This is a genomic window from Pseudomonas sp. IT-P12, assembly GCF_949767465.1.
Lineage (GTDB): Bacteria > Pseudomonadota > Gammaproteobacteria > Pseudomonadales > Pseudomonadaceae > Aquipseudomonas.
Map to the genome: position 1 here is coordinate 1,142,961 of NZ_CATKPY010000011.1, position 13,621 is coordinate 1,156,581.

Consider the following 13,621-nt stretch of genomic DNA (forward strand, 5'->3'; position numbering starts at 1 on the left):
TGTCGGAAACTAACACGCCCGGAATTCAGACACGAACGCACAGTTGTAAGCCGATCTTCCGGCAATAACCGTTAACAATCCGTCAATCAAACCACTGAGTTCGGACAAACAACTGATCGATCCAGAATACTTGGTGCAACAACACAATGACCCAGAACAATACCTGGAACGACACTTTGCGCGTCTTGTGCCGAAACACCTGCTGGGCCAGGAAGGCGCCGGGCCAGCCACCGGCGAGTTCCACCGCGTGCAGGACATTTTCCGGCGTACGCCAGCGGTCGCTGCGGGCCTTGCGTTTGTCGCTCCAGTAAAGGAAGAACGCAAGGACGCTGACGAGGCCGTAGGCCGCCAGCGGTATCCACGAAATGCCCTTCAGCCCGAAGGACAACGAGCCGAACAGCGGCAGCGCGCACACCACCGCGAACACCACCAGCTTCAACCGCAGGTGCTGCAGCGGACCTGCCGAGGGGCGTCCGGGCGGGCGGCGCGCGCGGCCATCACTCATGACTGGGCAGCGCTCCAATCGACCCAACCGAACTGCCAGGTGGCCAGGATCACCAGGCCAAAGGCGATGCGGTACCAGGCAAACACCGCATAGCTGTGGCTGGCGATGAACTTCAGCAAGCCCCTGACGGCAATCATCGCGAAGATGAACGCGGTGACGAAACCGATGGCGAACACCGGCAGGTCAGCCGGCTCGAACAGATGACGGTACTTGAAGCCCGAATACACGGCGGCCGCGACCATGGTCGGCATGGCCAGGAAAAACGAGAACTCGGTGGCGGTCTTGCGCGACAGGCCGAACAGCAAGCCACCAATGATGGTGGCGCCGGACCGCGAAGTACCGGGAATCATCGCCAGGCATTGGGCAAACCCGACTTTCAAGGCGTCTTGCCAGGTGATCTCGTCGACGGTGTCGGCGTGCACCTGGTGCTGACGCTTTTCTGCCCACAACATGATGATCCCGCCCACGACCAGCGCCGCTGCCACCGTGATCGGGTTGAACAGGTAATGGTGGATCAGATCGGAAAAGATCACCCCCAGCACCACCGCAGGCATGAAGGCCACCAGCAGGTTGACGGTAAACCGTCGGGCGCCGGGTTGCGTCGGCAGGCCGGTGACCACATCCAGAATCTTGCGGCGAAACTCCCACACCACCGCCAGGATCGCCCCCAACTGGATAATGATGTTGAACGCGATGGCCCGCTCTCCCCCGAAATCGAGCAGGTCGGCCACGATGATCTGGTGGCCGGTGCTGGATATCGGCAAGAACTCCGTCAGCCCTTCCACAACCCCAAGTATCAATGCCTGCAAGGCAGTCCAGAAATCCATCAATCCCCCAGGAAGCGATGCGCGACGGCATGCTTCGATAGTATTTATTGCAAAACGTTGACTGTAATCAGCGCGGTTGGAAGTCCGCGCGCACAGAATCGCGACGGAGCCGTAAAAAATCCGTGAAAAATCAGCTTGAATTCAGGTTTTTCCGTGCGGGGCCGAAATCCTATCAGACAAGCCTCGATAACGCTGCCTCGTTATTGGACTTGGGTCGGATATGCCCGATCGACAAAGTGTGATGGGATTCTGGCGATCATTTATTACAAGAAGAAAAACACCGGAGTGACAGTGCTATGAACAGCTTGCGCAGTATGTCGATCAGCCGCCGCTTGTGGCTCATCTTGGTCGTAGCCGTCATGATGCTCTTGACGCTCGGCGTGTTGATGCTCAAGCAGATTCACGATGACCTGTATCACGCCAAGGCGCAGAAAACCCAACACGTCGTGCAGACCGCAAGCGGTATTCTGACGTACTACCACGGCCTGGAAACCGCCGGCACACTCACCCGCGAAGCCGCACAGAAGCAAGCGTTGAGCGCCGTTCGCGGCCTGCGTTATGACCAGAACGAGTATTTCTGGATCAACGACCTCACGCCCGTGATGATCATGCACCCGGTCAACCAAAAGCTGGACGGCCAGAACCTTTCAGCCATCCGCGATCCCGACGGGTTTGCCGTCTTCAATGAAATGGTGGCTTTGGCCAAGGCCAAGGGCGCCGGTGCGATCGACTATCGCTGGCCGAAGCCCGGTGCCAGCGATCCCGTGGAGAAAACCTCCTACGTCAAACTGTTCGAACCCTGGGGCTGGGTGATCGGTTCGGGCGTGTACATCGACGACACCCAGGCCGAATTCATGGCCCAAGTGTGGAAAGCTTCAGGCGTCGGGCTGGGGATTGCCGCCATCATGGCGTTGCTGGTGATCCTGATCGCCCGCAGCATCGTGCGGCCCCTCCAGGAGACCGTGAATGCCATGGCCAACATTGCCAGCGGCGAAAGCGACCTGACCCGCAGCCTCGACACCCACGGCCAGGACGAAGTCACACAACTGGCCCATCACTTCAATGCCTTTACCGCCAAACTGCGCGGCGTGATCAGTCAGTTGCAGGTTTCCGCCAGTGCCCTGGGCCAGTCGTCCAGCGAACTGGGCAACGATGCCGCCCAGGCCCAACAACGCAGCCAGCAGCAGTCCCAGCAGATGGAATTGGTGGCCACCGCGATCAATGAGGTCACCTACGGCGTACAGGATGTGGCGAAGAACGCCGAGCAGGCCGCGAGCGAGATGCGCGATGCCGAATCCCAGGCGCAACAGGGCCAGGTCAACATCGACAGCAGCCTGGAACAGATCGACAAGTTGTCGTCCACCATCGATCAGGCCGTGGAGGTCATCCGCACCCTCGCGACCGAGAGCACCCAGATCGGCAGCGTGCTGGAGGTGATCCGCTCCATCGCCGAGCAGACCAACCTGCTGGCGCTCAACGCCGCCATCGAGGCTGCCCGGGCGGGCGAACAAGGACGTGGATTTGCCGTCGTGGCCGACGAAGTACGCCTGCTGGCACAGCGCACGCAGAAGTCCACTGCTGAAATCCAGTCGATGATCGAACGTCTGCAAAGCCATTCCGAAGCAGCGGTCAAAGTCATTGGCGACAGCAGCCGTGCTTCCCAGTTGACCATCGAGCAAGCCGGCCTGGCCGGTGCGAGCCTGAACGCCATCGGCCAGGCATTGCGCAACCTCAACGGCCTGAACACTTCCATCGCCAGCGCGACCCTGCAACAGGCCCACGTGGTCGAGGACATCAATCAGAACGTCACCCAGGCAGCCGGCTTGTCCCACAGCACTGCAGCGGCGGCAGAACAGTCGAGCGTGGCCAGCGTTCGGCTCAAGGACCTGAGCGAGCAATTGAACGGGCTGCTCAAGCAGTTCCGGGTGTAAACAGCGCACGGTAACGGCACGTTCAACAGTGGGAACGGGCCTGCTCGCGATGAGGCAGGCACCGGCAGCATAGGCGCCTGACCCTCCGCCATCGCGAGCAGGCTCGCTCCCACCTGCCGCTGCCGGTACAATCCGCCTCCCTCTCTTTTGCCTCCAGGGTTCCCTACATGTCCGGGCTTGAACTGTTTGCCGCCACCCTCGGCGTGATCGCCGTCTGGCTGACGGTCAGACAGAACCCCTGGTGCTGGCCGATCGGCCTGATCATGGTGCTGCTCTACAGCTGGATCTTTTACGAGGTGAAGCTGTATTCGGACATGCTGCTGCAAGTGATCTACGCCGCGCTGCAACTCTACGGCTGGTGGCAGTGGACCCGCGCCGGCCACGAGCATCAGGGGCGTGATGTCAGCCGGCTGGGCGCGCGGGCGCTGGCGACCGGCCTGACCCTCGGCGCGATGGGCAGTCTGTTGCTGGGAGCGGCCATGGCCCACTGGACCGACGCAGCCCAACCCTGGCTCGATGCCGCCCTCACCGCCTTCAGCCTGGTGGCGCAATTCTGGATGGCGCAAAAGCGCTTGCAGTGTTGGCCGCTGTGGATCGTCCTGGATTGTATTTTCGTCGGCCTGTTCATCTATAAGGGGATGTACCTGACGGCCGCCCTGTATGGCGTTTTCACCGTGCTGGCCATTCAAGGCTGGCGTACCTGGCGCAGCGACCCGCTGCTGTGCCCATGAAAGTCTTGGTGCTGACAGGGCCGGAATCGAGCGGCAAAAGCTGGCTTGCGGGTGAGATTCACGCCAATTTTGGCGGCATAGTGGTCGAAGAATACGTTCGGTATTTTATCGAGAGACACGCCCGCGAAACCTGCTACGATGATATTGCATCAATAGCACATGGCCAGCTGGCCTGGGAGGATGAGGCACGGGCCAAACGACCCTCACTGCTGACTCTCGACACCCATCTGCTGAGCAACATCCTGTGGAGTCGCACGCTGTTCGGCGACTGCCCCGACTGGATCGAGCGAGCCTTGCGAGAGCGGCATTATGACCTGCATCTGCTGTTGAGCCCTGAAACCGTGGACTGGCATGACGACGGGCAGCGCTGCCAACCGCAACTGGCCGAACGCCAGGCATTTTTCCAGGCCGGCCGCCAATGGCTGGACCTTCACCGGCAGCCCTATCAGGTGCTGCAAGGCGACTGGAAAGAGCGCAAGGACGCAGCCTTCGATGCTGTGAAGCGCTTGCTCAAGACCTGAGCCGGACGCCCCATCCGCGCAAAAGCGTCCATTCCTGTAACACACGCCCCTACGCAAACCCGCGAATCAGAGCCTTCAAGGCGTTTCAGCGAAGATTTGTTGCGCCGCTGATACAGCCGGCCTGCATCGACCTTGGCGAGCAATACCGCCCGTATTGACGAGGTCTCCCCGCACCTTTGTCTCAACGACGTTACATACGTTCCTCCCTCTCTCGAATTACTAAATACAACCTCTTGTTTTCAAAAGAAAAACCAAACTCGGCACAGCTTCTGCTCTCTCCTTCGCAACGCTCGTTCGGGCCAGCGATCCAACTACAGAAGGAATTGCGCCGTGGGGAAGTTTGATAGAGGCATCTTCAGCCTGCTGCTGGCCGGATGCGCACTGGGCTCGACCCTCAGCCTGACTGCCCAGGCTGACAACGGCATCATCGTGATCAAACGTGACGTACAACCACGCATGGCCACCCGGGCACCGGTGGCTCCCGACCCGAACCCCACGACCGTCAACGCCAACCCTTCCCAGTATGTTCTGCAGCAAACCAATGAACTGAGCGACGGCGACTTCGCCAACGTCGCCAGCGGTGCAGGCATCACCCGCCTGGTCAACCTGGGCGCCAACAACATGGGCGGCAACATCAGCACGCAGAACCAGTTGGCCAATCAACCCGCCGGACGTTCGACCGGGGCTGGCAACGGCATCGCCAACATGGTCAATTCCAGCGTCCAGCAAGGCATGGGTGCTCTGAAAATCATCACGGGAGACCGTTGAGATGAATCGCACGCTGCTGATCCTGTCCCTGCTTTGCAGTGCATCGACCTTTGCCCAATCCCCGGTCGTCGACGACGCCAGCATCGACAATTCGGGGACGCGCTACCAGGGCAACTTCGCGGTCAACCAGGCGGCCGGTGATCTACAGCAACAGGCCAACGCCCGGGCCATTGCCATTGGCCACGACGCCAACGCCACGACGCAGATTCGCCAACGGCTGCAATCGCAAATGAACCCCGGGATCGATGCCCGGGCCAGCATCCAGGGCAACTCCTTCAGCAACGGCAACGGTGTACTGGGCGTCAACCAGAGCGCCGGGGCCAGCACTCAACAAGCCAACGCACTGCACATCACCATCAGTGCCCAGCCACAAAGTCTCGACGACAGCGTCCTCATGCAACAGAACGTGGCGCTGCTCAACAACTCCGGTCCAACTGACTCCACACCAGGCTCTCGCCAGGTCGCTACCAGCGACCAGGCGTTCACCGGGAGCCGTGGAGTCATTCAGTTGAACCAGAGCGCAGGGGTGGGAAACCGAATGGCCAACACCTTCAGCGTACGGGTCGCGGATTGACCCCAACAGGTAAAAACAACACTTAACCTAAAACAAGTACGGAGAATCACCATGAAACCTTCGATGGCACTCAAGCCTCTGGTTTTCGCAATTGCTGCGCTCATGGCTGTTGCTGTACAAGCTGGGCAGGACGATCGCCGTGGTCACGGGAACAACGGCAATAACCACACCCCTCCACCCACGAAAATCCCTGTCTACGCCACTGCCAATGCCAACGACGTGCAATCCAGCACCGGCAACTACATCCTCAACCAGGGCACTCAAAACTCAGCCGAGATGAGCAGTTCGGCCTCGGGCGCCAGCGGTAACGTCGGTGTCAACGTGGCTGCAGGCAACGGCAACCAGCAGGATAACGCCGCGGCCATTGCCAACGCCTCTTCGGACTCGAGCCTGGATAACAGCTTCGTGTTCGGCACGGCTTCCGCCACTGCCAACGTCACGCAATACAGCAACAACAACAAGGTCGACAACTACTCCACCACCAACTCTTCCGTGATGAGCGGGTCGGGTAACGGTGGCAGCGGCAACATGGGGATCAACATTGCCGGTGGCGACCTGAACCAACAGAAAAACACCATGGCGATTGCCAACTCCAATTCGCCACTGGGCAGCGCAACCGCTACCGCCTCGGCCAATCAAAACGGCCCTGGCTTGACCGTGAAAAACAACGCCGACCGGACTTACAGCCTGGATACAGTGACGTTGACCACCACGCTCAGCGGTACGTCCTCTCGCAGCCATGACTCCAACCTGAGCGTGGACAAGAGCGCTTCGAGCAACTGGGCTGCCAGCGGCTCCAACGCCTTTGACGCCAGTGGGTCAAAAAGCCACGATTCCAGTGGCTCCGCCAGCACCGATGCGAGCGCCAGCAGTGCGGCTTCCATTACGGCTGACCTGACCGCTGCAGCGGCCGCGGGTGGCTATGTCACCTGGAACAATGGCAATGGCGACCGCACTCGCAGCGCCGGTGTCGGTGGATCGCTGGAAGCCTCGCTTGATGCGTCCGTCGAAACGTCCAGCGAAAGCGCCACCGATTCGTCGTACACCAATGCGCACGACTCCTCGTTCACCAAGTCGTTTGAATCTTCGTACGCCAAAGCTGGCGAGAAATCGTCCGCCTCGTCGAAAGACATCACGAAGAGCTACAGCGAAAGCAGCGCGTTCGAGCTGAGCAACACCGTGTCCTATCAGGTGCTGACTCCAATCGGCTGGGCTAACCCTGTGACCAACACCGCAACCCTGAGTGGTTCGGTCAATGGTGGCAGCGGCAACCTCGGTGTCAACGTGGCGGCGGGTGTAGGCAACCAACAAAGCAACTCGTTGGCCATCTCCAACCAATCGTTCTAATGGCTGTCTCTGGAGGCCCCCTGACGGGGGCCTTCTTCAACGCAACCGGAAGGCGTCCCACCATGCGCATTATCGCCTTGGCATTATTGCTATGCGTGGCCAGTGTGATCGAGGCTGCCCAAATGCCGCTGTCCGTCCTGCCGGGCGGCGCTGTCGTTTACAAGCCGATCCAGAGCGTACGCGAGCGTAAATTTGCCGACCTGGTGCAACAGAAAACCGACTTCAGTTGCGGCGCCGCTGCGCTGGCAACCATCCTGCGTCAGGCCTACTGGCTGGACGTGAATGAAGATCAGATCATCGAGGGCATGCTGGCCCACGCAGACCAGGACCTGGTCCGGACCCAGGGCTTCTCCATGCTCGACATGAAGCGTTACGTGGAAAGTCTCGGCATGCGCGCCCGTGGCTACCGGGTCGCCCAGGAAACCTTGAACGACATCAAGATTCCGGTGGTGGTGCTCATGGATGTGCGTGGCTACAAGCATTTTGTAGTCCTGCAAAAAGTCCACAAGAACTGGGTGTACATCGGAGATCCGGTACTGGGTCACAAACGCTACAAAGTCGAAGACTTTGTCAAAGGCTGGAACGGCATCATCTTTGCCATCATCGGCCAGGGTTATGACAAAGCCAACGCGTTGCTCGACCCGCCACTGCCTTTGACTGCCAAAAGAAGCATCGACAGCTTCCACCCTGTGCAAGACGCAGAGCTGTTGGATTTCGGCTTCATCCGAAGTGACTTCTTCTAATAATAAGGGAGCACGAGGCTCCGGGAGCATCCAATGAAAACGCCCACCTGGCTAGCAGTGGCCTGCATGGCCGCCAGCCTGCCGATCCAGGCAGAGATATTCAAACCCATCGAACTGAAGGATCAGGAACTGGCGACCCTGCGTGGCCGCTACGTCATGCCGGGACGAATCGTCAGTTTCGGCATTGTCATGACCAGCACCTGGCAAAATGCCAATGGCTCGGTAATCGGGGCCACCTCCTCGCTGATCGTCCAGCAAAACACCATCAAGCCTCAGTTCTATGTGTCGATGATCAACGAAAACGGCACTGGCACATCGAACGCGCAAGGCACCGGCAGCGTGACCGGCGGCGGCGGCCTGAACAGCACCGGCGGCGTCACCCAAGTGGTGCGTGCCGCCGGCGACAACAACGCCGCCTATAACGATGTCGGCATCAACGTCACCCGGGGCAACCAGGCGCCCGTGACGCAACAACAGGGCGAGGTACTGGCCTCGGGCTCGACGTTGTCGGGCGCCAATGAAGCGGGTTCGCTGAGCGTTTCCTCGACCGGCAGTGGCGTGCAGCTCAACATCGTGGCCAACCACAACCAGGGCAGCACCATGCAACGCCTGGCCCAGGGTGGCCTGATGCAGAACACCACGCTGCTGGGTGGTGGCAACCAGGTCCGCAACATCACGTCGCTCAATGTCGTGATGCGTGACAACGTGCCCACGGGCGCGGCGCTGAACGGAAATCTGGACCAGCTCAAAGGTCTTCGCACTATCGGATTTTGATCTACGCTCAGTCTCATCAGATGTAGTCAGAAGGGACGGCTAAACCCATGCACCGATCTACAACGTTCAAAGTTGTCGTTTGTCTGAGTAGCCTGGCCCCGGCCTCCTTTTTGTACGCAGCACCGGACCCCCAGGTAGAAGCACTAAAACAAGAACTCATGGAGCTCAAGCAACGTTACGAAGCACAACAGAACGCGTTGATGGTCCTCGAGCAGCGCGTCCGCCAGGTGGAAGAGACACCGGCGACGCCTGCTCCCAAACGCCTGACCAAATCCCCCGCCGAAACCACCCGCAGTGGCCAGACGGTGGCCGCTGGCGCACCCGGCACCACAGGCAGTTCATACGGCGAGTCGCTCAAGGATGATTCCGAGCCGGCGCAAAGCGTTTCCAACCTCTACGACGAAGCCAGCGGCTTCTTCGGTGGCGGCAAGTTCAGCGTCGAAACCGGCCTGACCTACACCCACTACGATACCCGCGCATTGACGCTCAATGGCTTCCTGGCACTGGATTCGATTTTCCTCGGCAACATCAACCTCGACCGGATCAAGGCGGACAACTGGACCCTGGACCTCACCGCCCGCTACAACCTGGCACAGCGCTGGCAGTTCGACATTAACGTCCCCGTGGTCTACCGCGAATCGACGTACTCCTCCGGTGGCGCCGGTGGCGCAGGCCCGGTAACGTCGGACGCCACCGTCACCCGCGACCCGACCATTGGCGACGTGAACGTTGGCGTGGCCTACAAGTTTCTGGATGAGACCGCCGACCTGCCGGACGCAGTCTTTACCCTGCGGGTCAAGGCCCCCACCGGCAAGGACCCCTACGGCATCAAGCTGGTCGAAGACCCGAACAACGACAACCTCGCCGTTCCCGAGGACCTGCCTACCGGCAACGGTGTCTGGTCGATCACCCCGGGTATCTCGCTGGTCAAGACGTTCGACCCGGCCGTGCTGTTCGGCACCCTGGCCTACACCTACAACGTGCAGGATTCGTTCAGCGACATCAGCCCTCAGGTCGGCTCCAAGGTCAAGGGCGACGTGAAGCTGGGGGACTCCTGGCAAATCGGCGCCGGCATCGCCTTCGCTCTGAACGAGAAGATGAGCATGTCGTTCTCGTTCACCGACCAGTTCGCCACCAAGAGCAAGATCAGACCGGACGGCGGCGATTGGCAATCGATCACCAACAGCGACTACAACTCCGCCAACTTCAACATCGGCATGACCCTGGCGGCCACCGACAACCTGACGATCGTTCCACAACTCGCCATCGGCCTGACCGAGGACGCGCCAGACTTCTCCTTCAGCCTGAAATTCCCGTATTACTTCTGAAACGCCCCCCCACAAAAAAACCGCCATCCTGGCGGTTTTTTTCTGCTCGGCGGTTCAGCGGATCTGATGCTTGTGCAACAAGCGGTAGAAGGTCGGCCTGGAAATCCCCAGGACCTTGGCGGCAATGCTCAGGTTATCGCTGTGACGGTTGAGCACATCGCACAGAGCCTGGCGCTCTGCCCGCAGCTTGTAGTCCTCCAGCGTGCTCATCGGTGTCGCAACCCCTTGGTGACTGATCAGCCCCAGGTCCCGCGCTTCGATCTGCCGGCCTTCAGCCAGTACCAGCCCGCGCCGTACCCGGTTCGCCAGCTCGCGCACATTGCCTGGCCAGTCGTGGTTGCCCATGGCAATCAGGGCGTCTTCACTGAAACTGCGAGGACGGCGGCCGGTTTCATGGCTGTAGAAATGGGAAAAGTGGTTGGCCAGCATCGCCAGGTCGCCATTGCGTTCACGCAGCGGTGCGGTCACGACCTGCAACACGTTCAGGCGGTAATACAGGTCTTCGCGAAAACGCTGCTTGGCGATTGCGGCCTCCAGATCGACGTGGGTGGCGGCCAGCACCCGCACATCCACTGGAATCGGCTGGCTGCCGCCCACCCGCTCGATGTGCTTCTCCTGGAGAAAGCGCAACAGGTTGGCCTGCAGCTCCAGGGGCAAATCACCCACCTCGTCGAGAAACAGCGTGCCGCCGTTGGCTGCCTCGATCCGTCCGATCTTGCGCTGGTGGGCACCGGTAAATGCCCCCTTCTCGTGGCCAAACAGCTCGGACTGGATCAATTGTTCCGGAATCGCACCGCAATTGATCGCGATGAAAGGCTTGCTGTGACGCTGGGATTGCCGGTGCAGGGTGCGGGCGACCAGTTCCTTGCCGGTGCCGCTTTCCCCGCGAATCAGTACGGGCGACTCGGTGGGCGCCAGTTTGCTCAGCAGTTTGCGCAGCTCGCGAATCGACTTGCTGTCACCGAGCAGCTCGTGTTCGGGCTGTTCGATGTGCACCGTACCCTGCCCGCGCAGGCGCGCCATGCCGAACGCCCGGCCCAGCGTCACCTGAACCCTGGACACATCGAATGGCAGGGTGTGGAAGTCGAAAAACCACTCGCAGACAAAATCCCCGACATTCTGCAGCCGCAGGACTTCCTGATTGAGCACGGCGATCCACTCCGCACCGCTGCGGCTGATCAGCTCCTTGACGGCTTCGGGGCGCTCCAGATGAAACGGCTGCAGACGGAGCAGGCCGACGTCACAGGGTCGGTCAAGGGCATTGTCGAGGCTGCAGCTGTCGACGTCCCAACCTATGGCGCGCAAACCTGGCAACAAACGATGGCAGTCGTCACAGGGATCCACCACTAATAGGCGTCTTGATGCGGGCGCTTCAATCATGACTATTCCTTGGCGCCAAATCATAGGATTTTTATTAAAAACAGCCATTTGGCAAGCCCGACTGTAACGTTAGCAAGAATTTGACGCGGGCCTGGACCGTTGGTCTAAAGGTCTTGGATTCAACACTTATAAAAGGAGAGTTCATTAGTTGACGAACGCGTTGAACCTTTCACCCGGCTTTCAAAAACCGCCTGAATAGACGACCCGGGAAAAAAAGTTGAAATTTCGTTTATTTATATGTGACCCACCCCCGGGTAACGGGCATCAGTACAAGTAACCAGCCGAACGGTAAGCCCAACCGACGGCACATCACTTGATTGGGCACACAGAGAGAAGACCCCATGACAGCCCCGCTCCGTATCAACGAAGCTCTTTTGATTGCCGACCGCGCGTTCAAGCCATTTCAATGCGTGGCCTGGGCCCCACAAGACGGCAACGGTGAACTCAGCCTGACCGTCATCGACCGCACCAATACTCGCATTGGCCGCACGCAGATCCCCTGCAGCGCCTACACCGACCCTGCGCAACTTGAGCATGTTCTGGAAGAGGCGCGCAAAGAGCTGAGCCAGGAAGGTTACGCACTGCAATCGTGGTCCATGCCGCACTAAGTGTTTTGCGGATTACTTCAAAGTAATCCGCACCCTCCTGCCAATCGTTAGTTGCCCGGCGTTATCCGCCAGCGGTGACTTCGATCGCCACTCATTCGAACTTTCACGCGCCCTTTTGTTTACCTGGCTTAGCATTGGTTCGAAAAGACATCGTTCTGGCACACAGCGACCCTCCGCCTGTTATTTCTGCCAGTTGTGCATCTGGCCATTCAGGGGTTGAATGTTTCCCCAGTCGCCACACCCAGTCCTGGATAACGACGACTCGCAAGGAGATGCGTGCATGTCAGTCCAGACCGCTATGGATTTACCCCCGACGAAGAGCCATGCCGGCGAACTCGATAAGACCTTTGCCGGCACAGGCGTCACCCAGGTCTATTTCGCCGGCAGTCTCAGCAGCATGACCAACGGCGTCGCGCTCGATTCGGCAGGACGCTTGCTGATCGCGGCGAAGGTCGGCACGCCGGGCGGCAGCCGTTTTGGCCTGGCCCGACTGCTGGCCGACGGCTCGGCGGACCTGGCGTTCGGCCAACAGGGCAGCGTCATCAGTCAATTCGAACCGGGCTTCGAGGCCATGGCCGGCAACGTCCGGGTACTTGCCGATGGCTGCATTTTGCTGGCCGGCCTGCACTATGAAGACGCCAACCACACACTCCCGGCCCTGGCGCTGTTCGATCAGCACGGCAAACCGGTGCGATCATTTGCCGACAATGGACGTTGCGTGGTGCGTCTGCCCGGCCATCTTTCCCGTGGCGCACGCGATGCCTGGTTGCCGCCAGGCGTGCCCGGAGCCGAAGTCTGTGATCTCCAGGTACAGCCAGACGGCAAGATCCTGCTGCTGGCCAACCATCATTTCGAACAGGCCGATCACGTTGGCCTGCTGATCCGGCTCACGGCCGACGGCGCGCCGGATGAGAGCTTCAACGGTCGCGGCTTCGTGCTGGTTCGGCACTTGCTGATGAACACCTGGCTCGGCAGCCTGCTGCTGCAACGCGATGGGCGGATACTGGTGGGTGGCTCGATCAACTTTCCTGAAGAAGGCCTGCTCGCGCGCTATCACAGCGACGGTTCGCTCGACGACCGCTTTGCCGTGGACGGCTTCATGAGTTTCATGGCCCAGGGGCGTAGGGCCCAGGTCAGCCAGATCGTCCAGCAGAACAACGGTGACGTGCGCTGCTTCGGCAGCAGCCGCGACCCGATGCATTGCATGGCCCTGACGCTCCACAGCAACGGCCGCCCGGACATTCACGACAACGGCGGTCAGCCGCGATTACTGGAGATTGGCCGCAGCGGCTGCCAGTGGACCGCCGCTCACGCCCTGGCGGACGGCAGCGTGCTCACCGCCGGGGCCACGGTCGGGGGTGTCGAAGCGGATTTCATCCTGGCTCGACACCTGCCCGACGGGCAACTCGACAAGCATTTTGGCAATGGCGTGGGCTGGGTCCGCACCCGCCTGAGCCGCAGCCCCGATACCGCGACATCGCTCGCCGTGCAGGCCGATGGCAACATTGTCGTGGGCGGCTTTTCCCTGGATGGCAATTACCGGGCGATGGTCGCGCGGTATCTCGGGTAATCACTCCGATTCTT

Annotated in this window: 14 protein-coding genes; 11 read left to right on the forward strand and 3 right to left on the reverse strand. The window is 60.2% G+C overall.

Going from position 1 to position 13,621, the window contains the following annotated elements; genetic code table 11:
- Positions 1–82: 82 nt before the first annotated feature.
- Positions 83–505 (reverse strand): DUF1294 domain-containing protein, encoded by a 423-nt coding sequence (locus ACM6IM_RS08240; protein WP_414864780.1) that lies wholly within the window; start codon positions 503–505, stop codon positions 83–85.
- Positions 502–1,332 (reverse strand): undecaprenyl-diphosphate phosphatase, encoded by an 831-nt coding sequence (locus tag ACM6IM_RS08245; protein WP_192308589.1) that lies wholly within the window; start codon positions 1,330–1,332, stop codon positions 502–504. The genes ACM6IM_RS08240 and ACM6IM_RS08245 overlap by 4 nt, the downstream gene beginning before the upstream one ends.
- Positions 1,333–1,628: 296 nt before the next feature.
- Between ACM6IM_RS08245 and ACM6IM_RS08250 the strand changes: the two genes are divergently transcribed.
- The 9 genes from ACM6IM_RS08250 (at position 1,629) to ACM6IM_RS08290 (ending at position 10,049) form a co-directional block, all read left to right on the forward strand.
- Positions 1,629–3,263, forward strand: coding sequence for a methyl-accepting chemotaxis protein (locus tag ACM6IM_RS08250; RefSeq protein WP_414864781.1), 1,635 nt, complete (start codon positions 1,629–1,631; stop codon positions 3,261–3,263).
- 167 nt (positions 3,264–3,430) lie between these two features.
- Positions 3,431–3,994, forward strand: a complete 564-nt coding sequence (pnuC, locus tag ACM6IM_RS08255) for a nicotinamide riboside transporter PnuC (protein ID WP_414864782.1) — start codon at positions 3,431–3,433, stop codon at positions 3,992–3,994.
- Positions 3,991–4,515 carry an AAA family ATPase gene (locus ACM6IM_RS08260; protein ID WP_414864783.1) on the forward strand — a complete coding sequence of 175 codons (525 nt, stop codon included), beginning with the start codon at positions 3,991–3,993 and terminating at the stop codon, positions 4,513–4,515. The genes pnuC and ACM6IM_RS08260 overlap by 4 nt, the downstream gene beginning before the upstream one ends.
- A gap of 330 nt (positions 4,516–4,845) precedes the next feature.
- On the forward strand, positions 4,846–5,283 hold the full coding sequence (locus ACM6IM_RS08265) for a hypothetical protein (RefSeq protein ID WP_192308581.1): 438 nt from the start codon (positions 4,846–4,848) through the stop codon (positions 5,281–5,283).
- A 1-nt stretch (position 5,284) separates the two neighbouring features.
- Entirely contained in the window at positions 5,285–5,857 is a 573-nt protein-coding gene (locus ACM6IM_RS08270; protein ID WP_201188676.1) for an adhesin, read from the forward strand.
- A gap of 51 nt (positions 5,858–5,908) precedes the next feature.
- Positions 5,909–7,204: a heme utilization protein gene (locus ACM6IM_RS08275; protein ID WP_414864784.1), complete on the forward strand. Its 1,296-nt coding sequence runs from the start codon at positions 5,909–5,911 to the stop codon at positions 7,202–7,204.
- A gap of 62 nt (positions 7,205–7,266) precedes the next feature.
- Complete coding sequence (locus ACM6IM_RS08280; RefSeq protein ID WP_192308575.1) at positions 7,267–7,947, forward strand: C39 family peptidase; 681 nt, start codon at positions 7,267–7,269, stop codon at positions 7,945–7,947.
- A gap of 33 nt (positions 7,948–7,980) precedes the next feature.
- The gene (locus ACM6IM_RS08285; protein WP_414864785.1) at positions 7,981–8,721 is read left to right on the forward strand and encodes a hypothetical protein; all 741 of its coding nucleotides are present in this window, start codon (positions 7,981–7,983) and stop codon (positions 8,719–8,721) included.
- 47 nt (positions 8,722–8,768) lie between these two features.
- Complete coding sequence (locus ACM6IM_RS08290) at positions 8,769–10,049, forward strand: hypothetical protein (protein WP_414864786.1); 1,281 nt, start codon at positions 8,769–8,771, stop codon at positions 10,047–10,049.
- A gap of 54 nt (positions 10,050–10,103) precedes the next feature.
- Here ACM6IM_RS08290 and ACM6IM_RS08295 read toward each other — a convergent pair whose 3' ends face one another.
- Complete coding sequence (locus tag ACM6IM_RS08295) at positions 10,104–11,429, reverse strand: sigma-54 dependent transcriptional regulator (RefSeq protein WP_192308569.1); 1,326 nt, start codon at positions 11,427–11,429, stop codon at positions 10,104–10,106.
- Positions 11,430–11,770: 341 nt separating this feature from the next.
- Here ACM6IM_RS08295 and ACM6IM_RS08300 point away from each other — a divergent pair, with 341 nt between their 5' ends.
- Together ACM6IM_RS08300 and ACM6IM_RS08305 are read left to right on the forward strand one after the other, a co-directional pair.
- Positions 11,771–12,037, forward strand: coding sequence for a hypothetical protein (locus ACM6IM_RS08300; protein ID WP_192308567.1), 267 nt, complete (start codon positions 11,771–11,773; stop codon positions 12,035–12,037).
- A gap of 280 nt (positions 12,038–12,317) precedes the next feature.
- Positions 12,318–13,607 (forward strand): hypothetical protein, encoded by a 1,290-nt coding sequence (locus ACM6IM_RS08305; RefSeq protein WP_414864787.1) that lies wholly within the window; start codon positions 12,318–12,320, stop codon positions 13,605–13,607.
- The last annotated feature ends 14 nt before the right edge of the window (positions 13,608–13,621 follow it).

Excerpts from the sequence above, each read along its gene's own strand:
- ACM6IM_RS08240 (WP_414864780.1), bottom strand. The coding sequence starts at position 505 with ATGAGTGATGGCCGCGCGCGCCGCCCGCCCGGACGCCCCTCGGCAGGT.
- ACM6IM_RS08245 (WP_192308589.1), bottom strand. The coding sequence starts at position 1,332 with ATGGATTTCTGGACTGCCTTGCAGGCATTGATACTTGGGGTTGTGGAA.
- ACM6IM_RS08250 (WP_414864781.1), top strand. The coding sequence starts at position 1,629 with ATGAACAGCTTGCGCAGTATGTCGATCAGCCGCCGCTTGTGGCTCATC.
- pnuC (WP_414864782.1), top strand. The coding sequence starts at position 3,431 with ATGTCCGGGCTTGAACTGTTTGCCGCCACCCTCGGCGTGATCGCCGTC.
- ACM6IM_RS08260 (WP_414864783.1), top strand. The coding sequence starts at position 3,991 with ATGAAAGTCTTGGTGCTGACAGGGCCGGAATCGAGCGGCAAAAGCTGG.
- ACM6IM_RS08270 (WP_201188676.1), top strand. The coding sequence starts at position 5,285 with ATGAATCGCACGCTGCTGATCCTGTCCCTGCTTTGCAGTGCATCGACC.
- ACM6IM_RS08275 (WP_414864784.1), top strand. The coding sequence starts at position 5,909 with ATGAAACCTTCGATGGCACTCAAGCCTCTGGTTTTCGCAATTGCTGCG.
- ACM6IM_RS08280 (WP_192308575.1), top strand. The coding sequence starts at position 7,267 with ATGCGCATTATCGCCTTGGCATTATTGCTATGCGTGGCCAGTGTGATC.
- ACM6IM_RS08285 (WP_414864785.1), top strand. The coding sequence starts at position 7,981 with ATGAAAACGCCCACCTGGCTAGCAGTGGCCTGCATGGCCGCCAGCCTG.
- ACM6IM_RS08290 (WP_414864786.1), top strand. The coding sequence starts at position 8,769 with ATGCACCGATCTACAACGTTCAAAGTTGTCGTTTGTCTGAGTAGCCTG.
- ACM6IM_RS08295 (WP_192308569.1), bottom strand. The coding sequence starts at position 11,429 with ATGATTGAAGCGCCCGCATCAAGACGCCTATTAGTGGTGGATCCCTGT.
- ACM6IM_RS08300 (WP_192308567.1), top strand. The coding sequence starts at position 11,771 with ATGACAGCCCCGCTCCGTATCAACGAAGCTCTTTTGATTGCCGACCGC.
- ACM6IM_RS08305 (WP_414864787.1), top strand. The coding sequence starts at position 12,318 with ATGTCAGTCCAGACCGCTATGGATTTACCCCCGACGAAGAGCCATGCC.